The sequence below is a fragment of the Sphingobacterium sp. R2 genome (genome assembly GCF_040760075.1).
Classification (GTDB): Bacteria; Bacteroidota; Bacteroidia; order Sphingobacteriales; family Sphingobacteriaceae; genus Sphingobacterium.
On sequence record NZ_CP142884.1, the window covers coordinates 1,115,196 to 1,135,151 of the forward strand.

Genomic DNA, 19,956 nt, shown 5'->3' on the forward strand with positions numbered 1-19,956 from the left:
CCCCGTTGTATTTTAATGAACTTGCCTAATTTTCACGAACAAAAAAGTCCATTTGCGATTTCCTCACAATTGATACTGGTGAAATCAGGAACGTTTTGTATCTTCATAGTTCTAAACCGTTTCAATCATGAAAAGACGCAATTTTCTTCTGGCACCTATGGTGCTTATGACTGCCCCAACATGGGCCCATCCAGTTCGCGCGAGCCAAGATATTCAGACCAATACCATCGTCCACGTGGTTAATTTCTGGCTTAAGAAAGATATCAGTGAAAAGGATAAAATGAATTTTACCCAGTTTTTTGAGGAACTTCGGAAAATCGACGTCATCAAAACACTTCATTATGGCGTACCTGCTCAAACAAACCCGAGACCTGTCGTAGACAATAGTTTTGACTACACGTTGATTGTTACATTTAAAGATCTTAAAGATATAACAAACTATGAGACACATCCAATCCATTTAAAAGCAATTGAAAAATACCAGCATCTCTGGACGAAAGTTATGGTCAAAGACACCTCGATCATTAAATAAGGCCTCGTGCCTTAATTTCAAGGTATTTATTGATGGAATTGATGGTTAAATTTTCCGGCGCAGTATAAATAGTCTGAAATCCATGACGGATAAGCTCCTGTACAATAAGCTGCTTCTCATAGATAAACTTCTCAGCAATGATTTGATTATAGATATCTATCGTCTTTCTGGGTACACTTTTAGCTAGATCCTCAACCTCCACATTTTTAAATACGACGACTACAATTATATGACTTCTATTCAGCATAGTCAGGTAATTTATCTGACGTTTAAGGGAATCTAAGGTCTCAAAATTGGTGTAAAGAAAAACTAGTGAACGCTTGTTGATATGCGCATTGGCATAACTATACAGTTTTCCAAATTCCGATTCTTCAAATTTAGTCGATACCTGGTAGAGTGACTCTGAAATTTTAAGCATCTGATTATTTCTTTTCTCAGCAGGTATAAATGCATTGATATCCTTTGAAAAGGTTAATAAGCCAGCACGATCCTGCTTTAATATCGTTGCATTTGAAAGAACCAACGAAGCATTGATAGCGTAATCTAATAAGCTCAGGCCGTTGAAAGGCATACGCATCGCCCTCCCTAAATCGATAAAGGAATAGATTGGCTGCGACCTCTCTTCCTCATATTGGTTGACCATCAACTTTTTTACTTTCGCAGATGCTTTCCAATTCATGTGACGGTAGTCATCGCCCTGAACATAATCGCGAACATGATCAAATTCCATGGCCGAACCAATCCGTCGAATACGTTTTATCCCGAGTTCATTCAGTCTATTACTTGTTGCCAAAAGCTGATATTTCCTTAATTGTATATAAGATGGGTAACAAGGTATTTCCTGTTCTTGATTAGTAACAAACCTTCTTTTGAAAAATCCAAGACGCATCACGAGTGCCATACAACGTCCAAAGGTATAGATCCCCCGCTGGGTCGGCCGTAGCGAAAATGATATCTCCGATTGCTGAAAGCGCGGTAGATGGTTCATAAAGTCCTTATCGCGAATTTGAAGCTGAACAGGAAACTCCTCCAAAATCTCCACTTTCGTACTAAATGGATAAAAAGAACGCACAATCAGTCTCATTGGGTTCTCATCTCCGTTGGAGAGCTTTTCAGGATATACCCTAGTGATTTCTATTTTCCCCTTTCCAGAAAATAAGACTATAAAATCAAAGACCAAAATCGCCAGCCATATCCAAAAAACAATCCATGCTACAACCAACAACCCCTTAACAAAAAAAGACCATGTAAAGAGGGTTGCTATACTTAATAGCGAGTAGAAAAATTGATTTGTTAGAAAGAGCTGACTTAATTTCTTCATTATCTTGGAATTTCAACAGAATTAATGATTTGGTCGATGACATAGGCGGTAGTAAACCCTTCCATTTCTCTTTCTGGCGTCAACATAACCCGATGTCCTAACACGGCCGATGCTACCCTCCTAATATCCTCAGGAGTAACAAAATCTCTACCGCTGACTGCTGCTGAAGCTTTGGCTGATTCCAGTAAAGCAATAGAAGCTCTAGGAGACGCTCCGAGGGTCAAACTTGGATTCGTTCTTGTCTTTATAATAACTTGAGCAATGTAAGTTAACAACTCCTCATGAACAAAAATAGACTTGATCAATTTTTGGAACCCCAAAATTTCAGCTGCGGAAACTACTGCCTGAACCTGATTCTCTTTATTGAGTGCCTTTTGAGCATGATGCTCCTTTAATATTTCCAGTTCCTGTTCAAGTTCAGGATAATCCACATTGATCTTAAACAAGAAACGATCGAGCTGAGCTTCTGGCAGGCGATAAGTTCCTTCGTGTTCGATCGGATTTTGCGTCGCAAAAACAACAAATGGAGCGGGTAATCGATAAGTAGTTCCATCAACTGATGCCTGCTGCTCGGCCATGCTTTCAAAAAGCGCGGCCTGCGTTTTTGCCGGAGCCCGGTTAATTTCATCGATTAACACGATGTTTGCAAAAATGGGGCCCTTGCGAAACACAAATTCATTGCTTTTCAGATCCAATATCGAGGATCCCGTTACATCCGAAGGCATTAGATCTGGTGTAAATTGAATACGTTTGAATTCGCTATTGATGGTTTTGGCGACCAATTTTGCAGATAATGTTTTTGCAACCCCTGGCAATCCTTCAATCAGGGAATGTCCCGACGCTAAGATGGAAATCAAGAGCATATCGATCAATTGATCCTGCCCAACGATTACTTTTTTAACTTCTGCCTTTACCTGAGCCATTTTATCAGACAAAACCGATACATCAATTCGGTTTTCAAAAGATATATATTTATCGAAATCACTCATATCATTTTTGCTTTATGTTTAAACTCTTCTATAGTATCATTAACCAATTTAAGATCAGCCAGGTCATGCTCTTTCGCATCCTGCATACGAACAATCAACCTGACCAAAACCTGTGTCTCCGCAAGAAAAACGCCAGACCGTTCAGCCAATTCTTCACTGAACTCATTTTCCCGCAAGGTTAGTGTGTCCACATGAAAACGACTCCGAAGGTCGTGAAGAAAGTAATCTATTTTTTTGGCTACCATGTTTCCTGGCGCACCATTTTCATAATATAAGGTAGCTATCGTCTCACAGAATTCTTTCGAGAGATTCGGCTCTGGCGCCACGACCGCCACCGCACGCTGTTCGCGTCTACTTCTAAAAACGAGTAAAAGCACCAGTCCCGCTAACAAAACGTACCAAGCTTGCCGAAGACCATCATTCATCAGCAATACACGCAAAGGCGTACGATACTGATCCATATTTGCTTTAAAATCATACCACGCGAGCGGTTTATCATTTAAATAAGATAAAGATTTCGCAACATAAGCATACTGCGAAGCAGAATTCAGCAAATAATAGTTCCCAAATAAATCGGGGGTCAGGTGCAGATAAATGGTTCCTTTGCCAAATTGAATCGCCACGAAGTTAGGTAGTGCAAATTCTTTATAGGTGATCGCACCTAAAATAGTTGCATTTTTTGGAAGTTTTTTAAATACTTCACCAAGCTCCGATTTGCCGTAATGAATTTTATTGTTATCATTCATCAGCCGAACGCGCAACTGACTTTTTATATTTACACCTTTTTTAAAACCATAGAAATTATCTGCTTCCAAACCCAGGGAATCCAATAGGTAATTATCAATATCCTCGGCTACAATCATTGCTTTCCCACCCCGGTTTACATAATCCAGTAATTTATCTTCCGCGGCTTCACCCATTGAAAAATAGGAGGTGTAAAAAAACAGGTTAACGTCTGTTTTCTTTGTGCTATCCAGATACTCATACAATGGTCGCTCAATCGTTGTATTCTTTTGATCAATGATATGCTTCAGTTCTTGACGCAATACATACGCTCCAAAGGGATTTTTATCTTTTGCATCAAAGGTCCGATCCCAGATAATTGGCTTCTTACTTGTGGCATCGATAAGCGCAATGAGCACTAAAACAACAGCCAATAATATCAGTCCAAATTTTACCGATCCCTTCATTTAATTTGATTTTGATATTGGGTAAACAATTGCTGGTATTGGGCAAAATTGTCCTCTGTTAATTCAAATTGACCAAACCAGACATAATCAAATATTCTTGTACATTCAGCAAATCCACGACGGAGCTCCTCGTTTTGAATCTCTTCTGCAAATTCAGCATTTGTTTTGCTCAGCTTCCATTTTATATGATCTGATTGCGCTAGTTTCTGGATATTCAATAGCTGTAAGTATCGGATCCCCAACGCATAATTCCTTTGGGCAATAGCCTCCTGAATATAAGGTTCTAGGTTGCTATTCATCAGATTTCGCTCTACATACGCTAAAACGTCAAGTTCACTCTCCTCTTCACTATGTTTAATAAAATATTGTTTTCTGTTGTAGAGCACTTTATAAAGGATAAACGCCAATGCAATAACAGCTAAAAAAGCAAATACATAACCGAACTCTTCCCGAAATTTATAGGGATTATCTGGCATGATACTTCCAATCCAATCCGCGAGCCGCGCAAGGATGCGCTGTAATACGCCTACGCGATCTTTAATATTTTCTGAATAAACAAAATCATCCGTCTCGTATCTTTTGATGATATCCTGATAAGGATCCATTTTAAATGAACGTTCTTTGGTATATTTTGGGATTGAATCAAATAATGTGGGATCCCACAGGTCAATTTTATCTTTTTCCTGCTGGCCATTTGGTGCTTTTAAAATTATCGAGTCAATAGCGACAGAATCGTCTGTCACTAAGGTAGAATCTCTTTGTACATAGAGCGAATCCGCACTTTTGCTGTCGGAATCTACGGTCTCTGGTTTCGGATCACAAGCAAACGTCATTGACAAACCGGCAATGCACAAAAAAGACAAGAGTTTATTCACTTTTTCCTCCTATTTCTTCAATCATACCATAAATCCGTTCTCCAAATTTGAGATCCTTTGCTGTTTCATAAATAATACCGTTGGCCAAAACTCCTGACATATAAAGAAACAACGTAAATAATGTGATAAATAAACCGCCCAATGTCATCAGCAGTTTTCCCCAGGATGAGTCAAAAAAAGCAGCATCTATTCCGAGGAAGTTGAATGACAGTAACCCCATGATAACCAATGGTACAATAGAAATCATCATCACAGCCATTTGGAAAATAAAATTTACGATATAGGTAGCAATACCATACTGAATCAATTTTTTGCTTAGCATTACATAGGCATCTGTAAAACAACTTCCGAGATCCGAATAGCCTTCGCGATAGAATAAAAATGAGCAAAACAACCAAATACCAACCATGGACGCCAATATTCCGATAGCAAAACTTCCGACAAAAGGGATAAATGCACAAATCGCAGCTACGATGGCCAAGGGAATAAAGACGACAATTAACGCCAAGACCATGGCAATCAAAAACATAAAGTATTTCCCAAGGTTTGATCTAAAATTCTTCAGTACGTCCACACCCGAAAATGCTATACTCTTGCGCTCCTTAAGCAGTACAAAATATTCGATAGAAATACCGTAAACGTACAGTCCCAAGGCGATCAGCGCCACAATAAGTAAACCGGCCCAAGTAAGAGCATCGATGTCTTCAAAAGAATCACTATTAGCAGAGAACGTAATTTTTGTAGACAGAAAATAATAAACCAAGGCAATCCCGGCTAGCGGAACAGCAGATAAACCAAAAATAGTAGATACAAAATGCCTATAGATCAATTTAAAAAGATCTATAAAACTTTGCACAAAGTCCCCTACCTTCCGTTCTTTTTGAAATTCAAAGTCTATTTCCATCGAAATCGTTTTGCTAGTCGATACGGATTAATAACATAAAAATAAAGAACGGCTATTGAGGATAAAATGATGATCAATAAACATAACCAAATTGACACATTATAATATCTTGTTACAAAGCCTTCCAATGTACCGGCAATAATAAAAAAAGGAATCGTGCTGACCAACACTTTCATCGCAATCTTTGCCGTACGGACAAAAGATGTTAAACGCGTGAAAGATTTTGGAAATAAGATGCTATTACCGATTGCTAATCCGCAACCCCCGGCCACAATAATTACCGAGATCTCGATGGTACCATGAATCCAGATTGCGGACATAGCCTTCCCCATAACGTCATATTGAAAAAACATATGATGAAATGCACCTAGCATAATACCATTGCTAAACAAGACATACCCGGTCCCAACAGTAAAAAATAGTCCGGCAGCAAAAGCCATAAAAGCAACCCGCACATTATTTATCGTAATCCAAATTGCAGATCCAAAGTTACTACCCTTTCCATATACCGCAGCAGGATCTCCGGCTTTTATACTTTCTATCGTTGAATCGACATAATAGTCCCCTAAAATAAGCCGAATAAAATCGATATCATACATAGCGGACAAAAAGCCGATAACGGAAGCCAAAACAAAAATTAAGAAGGAGTATAACAACGGTCTACGGATAGACCAAATTGCTTGCGGTATCTCGTCGGTGATAAAAGATTTAAATTTATTATTGGAAGCTTTTTGATCTTTATAAATCTTTTGATGGACAGTCACCGCCAATTCATTTAAGTAAGTTTTTACTTTACTTTCAGGATAGAAAGTTTGCGCATAAGCCAGATCATTGGTCAGCTCAATATAATTTGAAGCCAGCTCATCAGGATCAACTGCTGTATTAATTGACAAATTATTTTCAATTAACGTCCATTTTTCTTTATTTCGTTCTACAAATGATGCTTCTCTCATTAATTTTTTTAACTGGCTCAACCAAATATAGGAAATATCCGTCATTGAAAAGCACAAATAACTGCGAAATTGACTTATATATTCTATATTGCCACTAAATCCAAATCATTTACAGATGAATAAGCTTGAGATAAATACAGCGCAAAATGTAAAAATCGAATATAATCTTGCCAGCCTTGGCTCAAGAATGATAGCCTTTGCAATAGATTATTTCATTATAGTCTGCTATTATTTCTTTTGCTTTTTCCTCTTGGACACTTTAAATATCACCAGTAATGACCCCTATCTGTTTTATGGGATCATGATGGCACTGACTCTACCGGCTTTTTTTTATACATTGATTACCGAAACAGCTTTTGGCGGCCAAACGGTTGGAAAGAAAATAATGAAAATAAAAGTTGTCAAACTCGACGGCTCCCGGGCCAATTTTTATCAGTACTTGTCTAGATGGAGCTTGTCTATTATCGATATCTGGATGACGATGGGCGGGGTTGCAATTACCGCTATAGTTTTATCCAAAAACGGGCAACGCATTGGGGATATTGCCGGAGAAACGTCTGTTATTAGTCTAAAACCAGCCTTAAAATTGAGCGACACTATCTATGAGGAAACGTTCGATAATCACCCCATTCTATTTCCTCAAGTAATTAAATTGAGTGACAAAGATGCCAACTCGATTAAAGAGATTTATCAGACAGCTTTTGACAGAAGAGATGTGGGAATTTTAACGGCTTTAGTTCAACGCCTGGAAAAAGTCATGGACGTTAAACACCCTGAAGTAATGACTCCCAATGATTTTGTCTTACAGGTGATGAAAGATCATTATACGATGTTTAAAGATAAATAACCCTAAAGACTTCCCGCTTACCAACTTCGCCCTTTCGCCCGGTTCTTTAACGTACATCATACGTATATACAACGGAGATTGTTCGGTTGCGACCGAACAATCTCCGAACAAAGGCCGAAAGAGGTATCAATTTGATACGTCACTATCAAAATAAAAACTCTTACTTTATCTTGTTACTGGCACAAAAAAAGTCGGAAGATTTTTCTTCCGACCGCGAATGGATCATACGACCTTTTTTATCGGATTTTATCCTTAGCCCGTTACTGAAGCCGCAGAAGTTTGTGCCTGACGATCGACTTTTTTGACCAATCCTTGTAATACATTACCCGGACCAACTTCAACAAATGCCGTCGCACCATCAGCCAGCATATTTTGTACCGTTTGTGTCCATCGAACAGGTCCCGTTAGCTGTGCGATCAGATTTTGCTTGATAACAACTGGATCTGTCTGTGGTTTAGCATCAATATTTTGATAAATCGGGCAGCTAGGCGAAAGCACCTCTACCGCTTCAATAGCTGCTTGCAATTCGACTTTAGCTGATTCCATCAATGGTGAGTGGAATGCACCACCTACGTTTAGTTTTAATGCCCGTTTAGCACCAGCCTCGGTCAACAAAGCACAAGCCTTATCCACACCTTCGATAGATCCCGAAATAACCAGTTGTCCAGGGCAGTTATAATTTGCAGCCACAACAACTTCATCAACCTGAGCACAGATATCTTCCACTATAGCATCTTCCAGTCCTAATATCGCAGCCATCGTTGATGGTTGAAGCTCACATGCTTTTTGCATCGCATTAGCACGTTGTGCAACCAATTTCAAGCCATCTTCAAAGCTCAATGCACCGGCCGCTACCAAAGCCGAAAACTCACCTAACGAGTGACCTGCAACCATGTCCGGCTGAAAAGACTCTCCCAAGGCTTTCGCCAAAATAACCGAATGCAAGAAAATAGCAGGTTGGGTTACTTTCGTTTGTTTCAATTCCTCATCTGTACCGGAAAACATGATATCCGTGATGCGGAATCCTAAAATATCGTTAGCCTGTTCGAACAAGGCTTTCGTTTCATCATTTAAATTATACAGGTCTTGCCCCATTCCAACAAATTGGGCCCCTTGACCAGGAAATACATATGCTGTTTTCATCCCTTATATTTTTTATTCATTTATTTGTCTGCTACCATAGGTATTGAATCTGCCTTCGGCAGTCAATGGTTGAGAAGAACGAATTCCCGTAAGCGCAAACTTAGATAAATTGCTTTTTATATGCAATATAAATTCATGTCAGCCAGCTATTATTCCTATTGTAGGACCATCGGTCTCATATTATTTATCTCCTCTGAAGGGTCTAAATCGGTCCTTAAATTCAGTCTTCGGGAACAAAACTTAGCGACAACATCTTCTTCGGGTCAAATACATCTTGTGCTATTTCCAGCAGCCCTGTATTCGTCAAATCCTGAATTTTTTCAATTACTTCGTCCAATAAGATGACACGATCATAGTCCATTACGTTTTTCGCGGCAGAGATAATCATACTCATACGATTTTCTTCGGTCAAAGCAATCTGTCCAATAAATTTCTGCTTCGCCTTTTTTACTGCAGTTTCAGATAGCGGTTGCTCGCTCAGCTTCGCAAGTTCTTTAAAGACGAGTTTTTTAGCTTTTTCAACTTTTTCTTCATCAGTACCGAGGTAAATACTAAATAATCCTGTATCCGAAAAAATAGTATAATTAGATTCAATGGTATAGGCTATTCCGTATTTCTCCCGTATGGAGAGATTCAAGATAGACCCCATCCCCATTCCACCAAGCATATTATTTAAAAGCAGTAGCCCCGTCTTACGGTCATCTCGATAACTATAAGCTAAAGAACCCAGCATATAATGCACCTGATTGATTGGCTTGCCTACGGCAACATGCTGTTCAACAAGTGGTCTGACGTCATTGCGGAGACGTGCTATCGTATTTGAAGGCACGGTCCCAAATACTTTGTGCAACAATCGCTCCACTTCCTTTAGCGTATAATTTCCACTGATACCAATGACCATTTCATTTGTATCATAATTTGCCTGCATGAAATCGACAATATCACTCTTTTGCAGTGCAAGAAGCTGATCTTCCAGACCCAAAATATTATGCCCTAAACCCGATCCCTGAAAAACCAAATCTTCAAAATCGTCCACAATAGACTCTTCCGGGCTATCCAGATAAGATGCCATTTCATCTACAATGACAGATTTTTCTTTATCCAATTCTATGTCGGGGAAAGTGGAATGAAAAAAGATATCTTCAAAAAGATCTAACGCACGACTTAAATATGGCTGAAGAATAGAGGCATGCACACAGGTATATTCTTTTGTCGTGTAAGCATTCAAATCTCCGCCAACGGATTCCAAATGATTTATAATCTGTTGTGTAGAGCGTCTTTCAGTACGCTTAAATAAAAGGTGCTCAATAAAATGGGCTACACCATATTTTCCAGCAGACTCGTCCCGAGACCCCGCGTTGATGACCATGCAGACATGTGTAACCGGTAAATTTTGATATTGAAATACTACGCGTATTCCGTTTGAAAGTCTAATAATTTCGTATTCCATGCAGTACAAACTTGCTGTAGCTTCTTTTAGTTTATCTCTTTTTGTGCGCTCCATGTTTACGATATTTTTGCCACTTTGCTCAATCTTCAAATCGTATGGGGCATGAAGTCGTCACAAAACTAGGCATTTTTAAATGCAAAACGGTCATAGCGAAATCACTATGACCGTTTTTATATCTTATAGCAATCAGATTACATACGCGGAGGTCTCATTCCACCTGGCAATCTGTTCTCTCCTTCAGGATTACCCATCGCGAATTTTTGGAATTTGTAGGTAAATAAAATCATAAAATATCGTCCTAAACGGTTTGTACGGCTATCAGTAATCATCGATTCACTGAAGGTCCGGGAGACATTCGTTTGCTGATTTAACAAGTCAAATGCCTGTAGACGTACAGTCCCGCGTTGCTGACTTAAGAATTTCTGTTCCAGGTACGTATTTATGACAAAAGGATTTGCATTGATACCAGCCCCATACCCACTATTGAATTGTTTGGATAGATCTGCTCCGAAAATCGTATTTTTTGTAATATTAACCGACCCGATTAAGGTTGGCGTCCAGGACGAAACATTCGTATTACGATTTGTCACTGAGTTTTCTGTATGATTAAATTGATAGCGAACGCCTGGATTAATTTCTAGGTTTTCCGAAGGGTTATATCTAAACATCAACCCCTGATTCAACACGATGTTGCGTGCAACATTCTTTTGACCGATGTCATCATCTTTCTCCGTAGATACATATCCAATATTTTTGTTATAGGATATTCCCCCCATCAACATAATATTATATGTTTTTTCCTTTAAGGATTTCCCATAGTGGTAAAAAGAATTCACATTAAATGGTTTATCGCTTGTTTCATTAAGATAACGGGTTTCGGAAACTAAAGTTGAGTTTGTCTGACCTGTTTGATAATCGATTAAATCATCAAAATAGCTTTTGCTCAAACTTACAATCTTATTGTTGGTCAGCCCAGCATTAACAAAAGCGAAGAAATTGTTTCCTTTTTGAAAGTCATTCTTACGAAATCTGACGTTCAATTGATGGCTGAACTCCGGATTCAAATTTGCATTACCTATTACGATACTGGTCCGGTTGGTACTCATATCAAACGGCAAGATCTGGGTGACCGAAGGCTCGTTAGGTGTTCCGGAATAATTGACGGTAAGATTCGATTGCCTAGAAAACTTATACTCAAATCGCGCAATAGGCATCCAGTTCATGTTATTTCGACGAATTGGAACCACTAATCCTGAGCTGATGGCATCACCTCTCAATTGAGAAGGCTGAGCCGCTGCTCCAATGGAATAGGTTATTTTATCGCCACTATACAAATAGTTTGCTCCGATTTTATGTGTTGTGAAGGAATAATCATAATTATAATCAAAATTCAACTTGGGATCTTCTGCAATAAGGTTTCCATCTCGATCAAACCCTTGCTGTTTATTCGAATTGTCATATTTATTTTTGTTTAAGTCATAGGTAAATTCGACTTTTCCCTTCTCAGAAACAGGTTCAGTATAATTCACCGAAGCCCCGCCATTCCAACTCTTATTTTTTGCTTCTAGGATCGTTTTTTCATAAATTGAATCTAAAGGAGCATTTGCATTGTTGGGATCAGCCAATAGCCTGTCTAAAATTGCGTTTTGATCTTTCGTTGTTTTTGCATTGTTAAAGTTCATGTTTACAAAGACATTACGCCCCTTATCGTTGAACTTATGGTTGAACAATCCACTAATACCGAATCTCGGTGCACTGGAATTGGCAAAAACATCTTGAACCTGCGAATTATTGAATGCCCCACTACGGTAAGTGAGCGAATTGGTACCTGTCGTTACATCGCTATTGTCATATCCAAACTGGGGTGAAATTTTAATATAATCTTTTGTAGTTGGCTTCCATTCGACGTTAGCTTCAAAACGATGGCTATCGCCAATGGTGTTCGAATTGGATGTTACACTGTCCGTCTGCATAATATTTGGCAGTGTATTTTCCTGAAAACGTTGAGATAGCGTGGTATTATTGCTATGGCTAAAACTATAGCTACCGTAAACTGTCAGTTTATCACTAAAGTCTTTACGGTAATTCAGTCCTATGGAGCCAATTTTAGTCAAACCGTCCGAACCGCCAAACATACCACCACCGCGGCGACCGCCACCACCTTGGCCACGACGCGCACCGCCACCTACAGTACTAAAATCAAATAATGGGGCATTGGTATTATTTAAATTTCCCAATACAGAAATTTGTTCGCCTTCGCGCATACCCATCCACATCCCCGTAGCCTGGTAGCGATCTTCTGTCCCCACACCCGCCCGAAGTGTGGTCATATGACCTGTATTATATTTCGGGTCAATTTGGATATTCAATACCTTTTCAGAATCACCCGTTTTATTACCGGTCACATTCGCCATATCACCATAATCGTCGATGACTTGCATTTTTTGAATAATATTGGCCGGCAAATTCTGCGTTGCAGTCTTAACATCCCCACCAAAAAAGTCCTTCCCATTAATACGAACGCGCTTGACGGATTCACCCTGTGCTGTGACGTTACCATCCTTATCTACTTCGACGCCTTGTAACTTCTTCAAAGCATCCTCGGCAACAGCCCCATCGCGGAGCTTTAGATCTTTCATCGTATATTCGAGGGTATCACTTTTGACAACAACAGTAGGCACTCCATCAACCACCACTTCCTCCAGCATCTGCGAGTTCTGATGTAGGGTTAAACTTGGAATAATGTGCTTTGATTCACCTTTAGGAATTGTAAATTCTTGCTCAAAACGTTCGAATCCAAGGTTGGAAACCGTGATTTTAAACGTATCAGCTTTAACTTTATCAAAGATAAAGATCCCCGCCATATTCGACCCTGTAGTCATGGAATCTAACCTCGATGTCAACTTCACCGTTGCACCTGCGACAATTCGATTCTTGTCGTCTTTCAACATACCTTGTACACTTTTCGTCTGGCCGTAAACAGTCCACCCCATCAGCATACTAAACAAAAAAAGCATATAGCCTCTCATAATACGTATTTTTATATTGCTATAATTGATAAACTTTTGACTCTAAAACTATTGTCTAAGTTTATGAACCAATATGATCCAAAAAGAAACAACCCTTAATTGTATGATTGAAATTATTCCAATTCATAGTTTGATGCTCCAAATTCTTACAAAAAAAAGGATTATTAGTGTTAATTAATGTAAATGGACGATCTTCACACAGAAGTTACAATAGATAACTCTAAAATTATTTGTACTTTCGGCTATTTTAAAGACGGAACATGCTATTATCATATTATCAGGAAGAGTGCATAGAGGCTGGCTGTGACGAAGCGGGTCGGGGTTGTTTGGCAGGACCTGTTTTCGCTGCCGCGGTAATTTTTCCGACAGACTATCATCACGAGCTACTTAATGATTCCAAACAACTAAGCGAGAAAAAAAGAATGGCGCTACGGCCAATTATTGAACGTGAAGCCCTTGCTTATGCAGTTGCCAGTGTCTCTGCTGAAGAGATCGATCGCATAAATATTCACAATGCGAGCTACTTAGCGATGCACAAGGCTCTTGATCTCTTGAAGACAAAAGCGGAGTATATCATTGTCGATGGCAATAGGTTTATTCCTTATCAGCAAATTCCGCATACTTGTATTGTCAAGGGAGATGGCAAGTACCTATCCATCGCAGCAGCTTCAATTCTGGCCAAAACTTATCGCGATGAGTATATGAACAACATCGCATTAGCTTATCCAGATTACGACTGGCTCAACAACAAAGGGTATCCTACAATTAAGCACAGAACAGCTGTATTGGCACACGGCTCTACACCACATCATAGAAAGAGCTTTAGAATAACCGATCCACAGCTCAAATTATTCTAAAGCTCTAACATGCATAAAAAGGAACAGCTTTAAACCGCTGTTTCCTTTTGATTTCGTTTAAAGGTGAGATAAACCGCTGCTCCTATTCCTGCAACCAGAATGAAGGAGGAGATCAGAGTCAATAGATTACCCATTTTGTGCGACTCTGGATCAAAGATGAATTCAACTTTATGTTGACCTGCCGGCAACTGTAACGCTCTCAGGATATAGTCGGCACGAATGATAGGCGTTTCCTTCCCATCCACATATGCTTTCCATCCTTTATCATAAAATACTTCCGAAAATACAGCAAATGCATCATTTGTTGCAGTATATTCATATTGCATTTTATCTGGATGGTAAGACGTTAGCTTGATTTGGCCAGTTGTTGAAGCACTTGAAGTCTTCGCCTTAATTTCATTCTGATATTGTTGATTGACGAAAGCCTCTTTACGCGGATCAAAAGAACTGATTGCTTGCATTTCTTCCGCATTCCCTTTTACAAAATTCACCTTATCCACAAACCATGCATTTCCTGCGGCTGTACTTCTTCTAACAATACGCTGGGACTGATTCTGAGGATCTGTCGTAATCAAATAACGTACGTTAAACATGTCTAGAACATCTTCATTCAGAGCCCCATTAAATTGATTTTCCAAAATTTCCTGAAAGCGCATCAATTTTGCCGCATGATATCCACCCAGTGATTTATGGAAATAAGAGGGGCGCGCATCCGAAAATGGATCAGACGTCAGATCAAGTACGCGATAACTTAGATCTTTATCCATTAATATCAATTGATCTACCTCACGTTGCTGGAACACCTGTTGTGCAGTAGTTCCTTTATCCATAAACGATTTATCATTTAAGAAACGTTTATCAATACTCCATAAATCAAACAGGAACAACACCAATAATGCCCCTAATAACATCCCCTCGCTTAACTTTTTCTTTAGAAATACCCATACAAAACCGAATGTTAATAGGATGATAAAAAAGGAACGATAGGCATCTTTGCTCGCAATATCTTTGCGGTCTAGTACCAACTGGTTTGCTAATTCTGTTGCAAAGGCTTTATCGCCTATATTGTGCTCGAGCATCTCTATCAGATTGCTATGTCCGGCATTTCTAAAGTTTAAAAATAGATCGGGCATAATAGCAATCAACAAACAGAACCCACCAACTCCGATAAAGGTATACAGTACTTTTTTATCTAAGTTGGGGATTTCCTTAGCACGTATCAACAGCTCGTTGACAGCCATAATTGCCATCATAGGCACCGTAATAGAAACCAAAACCAAGATGGATTCAACCGCCCTAAACTTATTATACATGGGGAAGTAATCAAAGAAAAGATCCGATACGAGTGTAAAATTTCTTCCAAATGAAAGCAACAATGCTAGAATGGTTGTTGCCAAAATCCACCACTTAAACCGGTCTTTGACAATAACGAGACCTAAAACAAATAGGAAAAAGATCCCAGCGCCAAAATACCATGGCCCTGAGGTAAAGCGCTTATCGCCCCAATAGGTTGGCATGCCTTCTGCAAACTGCCCCGCCTGGACTTCCGAGACTCCTCCTTTTTCCATTAAAAATTTAGCCACGTGTGACTTCTCGTTCAACTGCCCGCCAGTCGAGCCGCCATAGGCATTAGGAATCAAAAAGGTAATCGTCTCACCAATTCCTTGGCTCCACTCATAAGCATACTCTTTATCAAGTCCCTTCTCTTTGGTATTGGCATTATCCACCTTTGTGATATTGGCATGCCCACGGGTACTTAATTTACTATACTCCCAGGTAGGTAATAAAATAGACGCATTGACCATCAAAGCAATGACGACTGCCAAAACCTGCCTCCCGGAGGCAATAAAAAATGCCCTCAGTTGATTTTGTTTCAGCGCATCTATGAATGTAAAAATCACATATACCATAAGAAGCATCAACAGATAATAGGTAGTTTGCAAGTGATTAACACGAATTTCAAGGGAGAGAAACAAGGCTAATAATACAGGTCCCCACAACTTACTCCCGCGATAACACATAATGACGGCGGCTATAACAGGCGGAATAAATGCAATTGCATTTGCACGAGTGATGTGCCCGGCCTCAATATAGATAAAATTGTAGGATGTAAAAGCAATGGCTACAGCGCCAACCGCAGCCAGCCAGGGCTTGATGCGTAACACGCTAAAGAGAAAATAAGCTCCCAACAAATAAAACAGAACCGTATCCATTGGGCTCGGAAAGGCAAACTTAACGGCTTTTAAGAAATAGGTACCAATATTATTTTCATTTTCTTGCCAAATTTGATAGGTCGGCATCCCCCCGAACATGGAATTTGTCCACAAAGGTGCTTGTCCATCCTTTGCTTTAAAATCAAATAATTCCTTCTGCGCCGCTTGTGCTTGTACCACATCCGACTGGGCGAGTGTTTTACCTTGCCAAACAGGAGTAAAATAAAAAAATACCAGCACAATGAATATCGCTATAACAATCAAATGCGCCGAATTTGCCTTAAACCAATTTTTCATCCGTATAAATTTGTCTTTAAAGTTGATGAAGCTACCTAATTTATTCAACTTACGATATAATTGTTCATTCGCCGTTCATATTGCACTGTAGGTATGAACGCATTATACGTGATTCTGATAAATTAAGATGATTTCATTTATCCTCTTAGGTTGTTTAAAAGTCTTAAAAGCCAAACTTAGATAAATTTGGCTTTATATACAATTATAATTATCGCATTGATTGCTAACAAAAGCGACTTATACCCGCTATTAACACGGAATGCGCAATATGACTTCCTTTAATATACCTAAAAAGCCCTAACATTATTCAGGGCTTTGTATTTTAAGATCGCATTTTAACAGCTGTCCCAGTCGCTCCTACCATCATCATGCCCCCTGTTCCAACCGTTTGAAAATCCAGCCGGACGCCAACAACAGCATCCGCCCCCAATGCGCGCGCGCGGTCTTCAAGCTCACGTAGCGCCGCTTCTCGGGTCTCTTGAAACGCGCGTTCATACGAATTGGATCTGCCTCCAAAAAAATCACGAAATCCGGCCATCATGTCTTTGATTGCATTTGCACCCAAAACGACTTCGGAAGAGACAATTCCCAAATAACGTTCAATTTGGTGCCCTTCGATAGTACTTGTTGTCGTCAATAACATATTTTATTCTCCTTTTTGAATTAACTTATTAATATCGGATAGTTCGCCAAAAACAACCAAAATATCACCTTCTTCCATCATCGTTTCGGATATTGCTATTCCCGAAGCCTCCTTTTGCTCTTTCGTCACGCCATTCTTTTTTACGTCTGTGATCTTGACCGTCGTCAGTACAATCACTTTGTATATGTTGGTCAAATTCGCTTCACGCAATGTCATGCCCACATAACGGGCCGGTACTTTAGTCTCTACAATAGAATATTTATCCGAAACCTTGAACGAATCAACGATATCAATATTATCCAATCGCATGGCTAGTCGCTCGGCAGCTTCTTCTTCGGGCATTATATACTCGTTGATTTCCATTGCCTCCAGAACAGTTTTTTGAAGATCTGAAACAATACGCCCAATGATCCGTTTTACTTTCAATTGCTTTAAGAGCGCTACGGTCATGAGCGATGCTCCTTCATCTTCTCCGATAGCTACAATAACAGCATGCGCATCTTTAAGCGGCAATGACGAAACCGCTTCTCTATCGGTTGTATCTAAACAAACGGTGTGTGTTATCTTGTCCTTTAACTGTTCAACGATACTGAGCTTTCGGTCGGCTCCAATCACCTCGTGGCCAAGTTCAGTTAGGTGTACCCCCAAAGAACGTCCAAAGTGCCCCAATCCTAAAACAATATACTTCATATCCCAAACTAAAATAAATTTACTGTTATTTCCAAGCTATATTTCGACATACAGCTTCCTTTCAACCTATAGGCTAATTGCTGGGATAAGTTAATCAAAAGTTCGTCAAAACGCTTTTCAGTCTGATTAAAACAAGATCTTTTCTTCCGGAAATACAATATTTCTCCGCTTTGAATTTTTAATGAACGCGACCAACAAGGTTAGCATTCCCACCCGTCCAATGAGCATAGTAATAGCGATAATTAATTTACCACCCATACTTAATGATGCTGTGATTCCTAAACTTAACCCACAGGTAGTATAGGCCGATAGCGCCTCAAACAGTAATGCTTTCATACTCTTATCCGGATCCGTAAAAATCAAAGAGAAGCAGCTACATCCGACAACAAACAGGGAAAGCAGGATAATTGCAAATGCTTTATGAACAGATTCATTGGCTATCCGTCTTTTGAAAATCTCGATGTATTCCTTTCCCTTAGCCAACGATATAATATTCATCAGTGACACGGCCACTGTTGTTACTTTCACCCCACCTCCTGTCGATCCCGGAGAAGCTCCCACCCACATTAGAAACATGATGATAAAGACGGTAGGAGCAGTTACAAAACTGAGGTCGACACTATTGTATCCCGCTGAGCGTGCTGCATTTGCCATAAAAAAAGAAGTCGCCCATTCGCCTTCAAGCCCTTTTTCGAGAGAAAGTATGTTTCCATGTTCCAAAAAATAAAAGAATAAAGTCGCTGCTACAATAATAACCGCGTTACATGCTAAGACCAACTTAGAATTAAAACTAAAATTCCAGGCTTTGTGTTTATAGTTTTTCTTTGTCACCCAGCGATGATAATAAAGCAGGATGGACTCTTTGATATAGGTGTAAAAATTTAATACAATTCCGAAGCCCAGCCCCCCAAGTATGAACAGTGCGGACAAAGCCAGTTGAAAAGGATAGTTAAATTTATAGGCATCATTGGTAATTCCTCCTGATAGAATTGAAAAACCAGCATTACAGAAAGAAGATATGGAATGAAAGGTCGAGAAGAAAACCATACTTCCCAAATTTGGAAAATTTGCACGGTCTAATGTACTGAAGATGAGTATTGCACCAAGAAACTCAAACAATAATGTTATAAATATCATTGTCAGTAGTGTCTTAATCACTGAGGCAACCTTATTTTCGCCTAATATTTCACCAAACATCAACTGGTTCTTATAGGAAAATCCCCCGGAAAAAAAATAGCCAAAAAAGCCTGTGAAGGTCATAATGCCCAATCCGCCCACCTGTATTAGAACAATCACCACTGTCTGCCCGAACATACTAAAATTAGTTGAAATATCGGCAACGGACAGACCTGTGATACATACGGCACTCGTCGCCATAAACAATGCGTCGACGAAGGACAGCGGAGCTTCTACCGTGGTCCTTGGCAACATCAGCAGTACTGTTCCAATTAAGATTAGCACCAGGAAACTTATAACAAACAGTATGGTTGGATTAAAATAAAAATTATCAAAGAAAAGGGTACTTTTGGACAGTTCGGCAATGAAAATTAAATAGATTCCCAAATAGATCCATTGTTCTCTGGAAAATACTGCGAGCGCTCCAAATCCCGAAAAACGCGCGATGAGAATAAATATAAAATAAGCGAGGATAACTATTCCCGAATAATGCTCCACGGCAATTTTTCGAAGTGCATAAATGGCCGACGATTCGCGTAGAGCAATCATAAAAAAGAGGATAAAAAAAAGATGATGGATAATTGTGCCCAGCAACTCTCCCAGCACTTTGTCCGTGACATATCCCACATTAAAGATGACTATCACAGCGCAAATCATGCTTGCATAAAACATGATTTTGTCCACAAGGCCATTTTTGTACTTGAAAACAAATCGGATAAAACTTAAAATCGAATCTATCATGATACCGTAAACTAGACAAATCTGCCAAAAAATGCAAATCTATCTTCTATGCATAACATAGCCACTGAATTCTCCATTCAATCATCGCTTACGAAAGCTTTTCACG

Annotated in this window: 16 protein-coding genes; 3 read left to right on the forward strand and 13 right to left on the reverse strand. The window is 39.5% G+C overall.

Annotation, left to right across the window (positions count from 1 at the left end; translation table 11 throughout):
- The first annotated feature begins 127 nt into the window (after nucleotides 1–127).
- Nucleotides 128–532 carry a Dabb family protein gene (locus VXM68_RS04630; RefSeq protein ID WP_293957314.1) on the forward strand — a complete coding sequence of 135 codons (405 nt, stop codon included), beginning with the start codon at nucleotides 128–130 and terminating at the stop codon, nucleotides 530–532.
- Here the strand turns inward: VXM68_RS04630 and VXM68_RS04635 are convergent.
- From VXM68_RS04635 to VXM68_RS04660, 6 genes are read right to left on the reverse strand one after another with little or no spacing between them, the layout of a single operon-like run.
- Nucleotides 525–1,853, reverse strand: a complete 1,329-nt coding sequence (locus VXM68_RS04635; RefSeq protein WP_367210587.1) for a DUF58 domain-containing protein — start codon at nucleotides 1,851–1,853, stop codon at nucleotides 525–527. The genes VXM68_RS04630 and VXM68_RS04635 overlap by 8 nt on opposite strands.
- Nucleotides 1,853–2,842, reverse strand: coding sequence for an AAA family ATPase (locus VXM68_RS04640; protein WP_367210588.1), 990 nt, complete (start codon nucleotides 2,840–2,842; stop codon nucleotides 1,853–1,855). Before VXM68_RS04640 ends, VXM68_RS04635 begins: the two co-directional genes overlap by 1 nt.
- On the reverse strand, nucleotides 2,839–4,032 hold the full coding sequence (locus VXM68_RS04645) for a DUF4350 domain-containing protein (protein WP_312329897.1): 1,194 nt from the start codon (nucleotides 4,030–4,032) through the stop codon (nucleotides 2,839–2,841). The genes VXM68_RS04640 and VXM68_RS04645 overlap by 4 nt, the downstream gene beginning before the upstream one ends.
- Nucleotides 4,029–4,865, reverse strand: a complete 837-nt coding sequence (locus tag VXM68_RS04650) for a DUF4129 domain-containing protein (protein ID WP_367210589.1) — start codon at nucleotides 4,863–4,865, stop codon at nucleotides 4,029–4,031. The genes VXM68_RS04645 and VXM68_RS04650 overlap by 4 nt, the downstream gene beginning before the upstream one ends.
- 34 nt (nucleotides 4,866–4,899) lie before the next feature.
- A complete protein-coding gene (locus tag VXM68_RS04655; protein WP_367210590.1) occupies nucleotides 4,900–5,811 on the reverse strand; it encodes an ABC transporter permease in 912 nt (303 codons plus the stop codon).
- Nucleotides 5,802–6,764 carry a stage II sporulation protein M gene (locus tag VXM68_RS04660; RefSeq protein WP_367210591.1) on the reverse strand — a complete coding sequence of 321 codons (963 nt, stop codon included), beginning with the start codon at nucleotides 6,762–6,764 and terminating at the stop codon, nucleotides 5,802–5,804. The genes VXM68_RS04655 and VXM68_RS04660 overlap by 10 nt, the downstream gene beginning before the upstream one ends.
- A 115-nt stretch (nucleotides 6,765–6,879) precedes the next feature.
- Here VXM68_RS04660 and VXM68_RS04665 point away from each other — a divergent pair, with 115 nt between their 5' ends.
- Complete coding sequence (locus tag VXM68_RS04665) at nucleotides 6,880–7,611, forward strand: RDD family protein (RefSeq protein WP_293957321.1); 732 nt, start codon at nucleotides 6,880–6,882, stop codon at nucleotides 7,609–7,611.
- 252 nt (nucleotides 7,612–7,863) lie between these two features.
- On the opposite strand, the gene fabD is transcribed toward VXM68_RS04665, so the two are convergent.
- From fabD to VXM68_RS04680, 3 genes are all read right to left on the reverse strand, one after another.
- On the reverse strand, nucleotides 7,864–8,754 hold the full coding sequence (gene fabD, locus VXM68_RS04670; RefSeq protein WP_293957322.1) for an ACP S-malonyltransferase: 891 nt from the start codon (nucleotides 8,752–8,754) through the stop codon (nucleotides 7,864–7,866).
- Nucleotides 8,755–8,974: 220 nt separating this feature from the next.
- The gene (locus tag VXM68_RS04675; RefSeq protein WP_367210592.1) at nucleotides 8,975–10,258 is read right to left on the reverse strand and encodes a M16 family metallopeptidase; all 1,284 of its coding nucleotides are present in this window, start codon (nucleotides 10,256–10,258) and stop codon (nucleotides 8,975–8,977) included.
- Between the two features lie 137 nt (nucleotides 10,259–10,395).
- Nucleotides 10,396–13,233 (reverse strand): outer membrane beta-barrel protein, encoded by a 2,838-nt coding sequence (locus VXM68_RS04680; RefSeq protein WP_367210593.1) that lies wholly within the window; start codon nucleotides 13,231–13,233, stop codon nucleotides 10,396–10,398.
- Between the two features lie 260 nt (nucleotides 13,234–13,493).
- On the opposite strand from VXM68_RS04680, the gene VXM68_RS04685 reads away from it, so the two are divergent.
- Nucleotides 13,494–14,090: a ribonuclease HII gene (locus tag VXM68_RS04685; RefSeq protein ID WP_293957325.1), complete on the forward strand. Its 597-nt coding sequence runs from the start codon at nucleotides 13,494–13,496 to the stop codon at nucleotides 14,088–14,090.
- Between the two features lie 29 nt (nucleotides 14,091–14,119).
- Here VXM68_RS04685 and VXM68_RS04690 read toward each other — a convergent pair whose 3' ends face one another.
- The 4 genes from VXM68_RS04690 to VXM68_RS04705 form a co-directional block, all read right to left on the reverse strand.
- Complete coding sequence (locus tag VXM68_RS04690; RefSeq protein WP_312362307.1) at nucleotides 14,120–16,600, reverse strand: YfhO family protein; 2,481 nt, start codon at nucleotides 16,598–16,600, stop codon at nucleotides 14,120–14,122.
- A gap of 322 nt (nucleotides 16,601–16,922) precedes the next feature.
- Nucleotides 16,923–17,243 (reverse strand): YbjQ family protein, encoded by a 321-nt coding sequence (locus tag VXM68_RS04695; RefSeq protein WP_209582059.1) that lies wholly within the window; start codon nucleotides 17,241–17,243, stop codon nucleotides 16,923–16,925.
- Between the two features lie 3 nt (nucleotides 17,244–17,246).
- On the reverse strand, nucleotides 17,247–17,933 hold the full coding sequence (locus VXM68_RS04700) for a TrkA family potassium uptake protein (protein WP_294348661.1): 687 nt from the start codon (nucleotides 17,931–17,933) through the stop codon (nucleotides 17,247–17,249).
- Between the two features lie 126 nt (nucleotides 17,934–18,059).
- Nucleotides 18,060–19,850 (reverse strand): TrkH family potassium uptake protein, encoded by a 1,791-nt coding sequence (locus VXM68_RS04705; RefSeq protein WP_367210594.1) that lies wholly within the window; start codon nucleotides 19,848–19,850, stop codon nucleotides 18,060–18,062.
- Nucleotides 19,851–19,956 lie beyond the last annotated feature (106 nt).

Coding starts and splice junctions, on each gene's coding strand:
- VXM68_RS04700 (WP_294348661.1), bottom strand. CDS start 17,933: ATGAAGTATATTGTTTTAGGATTGGGGCACTTTGGACGTTCTTTGGGG.
- VXM68_RS04690 (WP_312362307.1), bottom strand. CDS start 16,600: ATGAAAAATTGGTTTAAGGCAAATTCGGCGCATTTGATTGTTATAGCG.
- VXM68_RS04645 (WP_312329897.1), bottom strand. CDS start 4,032: ATGAAGGGATCGGTAAAATTTGGACTGATATTATTGGCTGTTGTTTTA.
- VXM68_RS04665 (WP_293957321.1), top strand. CDS start 6,880: ATGAATAAGCTTGAGATAAATACAGCGCAAAATGTAAAAATCGAATAT.
- VXM68_RS04675 (WP_367210592.1), bottom strand. CDS start 10,258: ATGGAGCGCACAAAAAGAGATAAACTAAAAGAAGCTACAGCAAGTTTG.
- VXM68_RS04650 (WP_367210589.1), bottom strand. CDS start 4,865: ATGACGTTTGCTTGTGATCCGAAACCAGAGACCGTAGATTCCGACAGC.
- VXM68_RS04640 (WP_367210588.1), bottom strand. CDS start 2,842: ATGAGTGATTTCGATAAATATATATCTTTTGAAAACCGAATTGATGTA.
- VXM68_RS04655 (WP_367210590.1), bottom strand. CDS start 5,811: ATGGAAATAGACTTTGAATTTCAAAAAGAACGGAAGGTAGGGGACTTT.
- fabD (WP_293957322.1), bottom strand. CDS start 8,754: ATGAAAACAGCATATGTATTTCCTGGTCAAGGGGCCCAATTTGTTGGA.
- VXM68_RS04630 (WP_293957314.1), top strand. CDS start 128: ATGAAAAGACGCAATTTTCTTCTGGCACCTATGGTGCTTATGACTGCC.
- VXM68_RS04635 (WP_367210587.1), bottom strand. CDS start 1,853: ATGAAGAAATTAAGTCAGCTCTTTCTAACAAATCAATTTTTCTACTCG.
- VXM68_RS04705 (WP_367210594.1), bottom strand. CDS start 19,850: ATGATAGATTCGATTTTAAGTTTTATCCGATTTGTTTTCAAGTACAAA.
- VXM68_RS04685 (WP_293957325.1), top strand. CDS start 13,494: ATGCTATTATCATATTATCAGGAAGAGTGCATAGAGGCTGGCTGTGAC.
- VXM68_RS04660 (WP_367210591.1), bottom strand. CDS start 6,764: ATGAGAGAAGCATCATTTGTAGAACGAAATAAAGAAAAATGGACGTTA.
- VXM68_RS04695 (WP_209582059.1), bottom strand. CDS start 17,243: ATGTTATTGACGACAACAAGTACTATCGAAGGGCACCAAATTGAACGT.
- VXM68_RS04680 (WP_367210593.1), bottom strand. CDS start 13,233: ATGAGAGGCTATATGCTTTTTTTGTTTAGTATGCTGATGGGGTGGACT.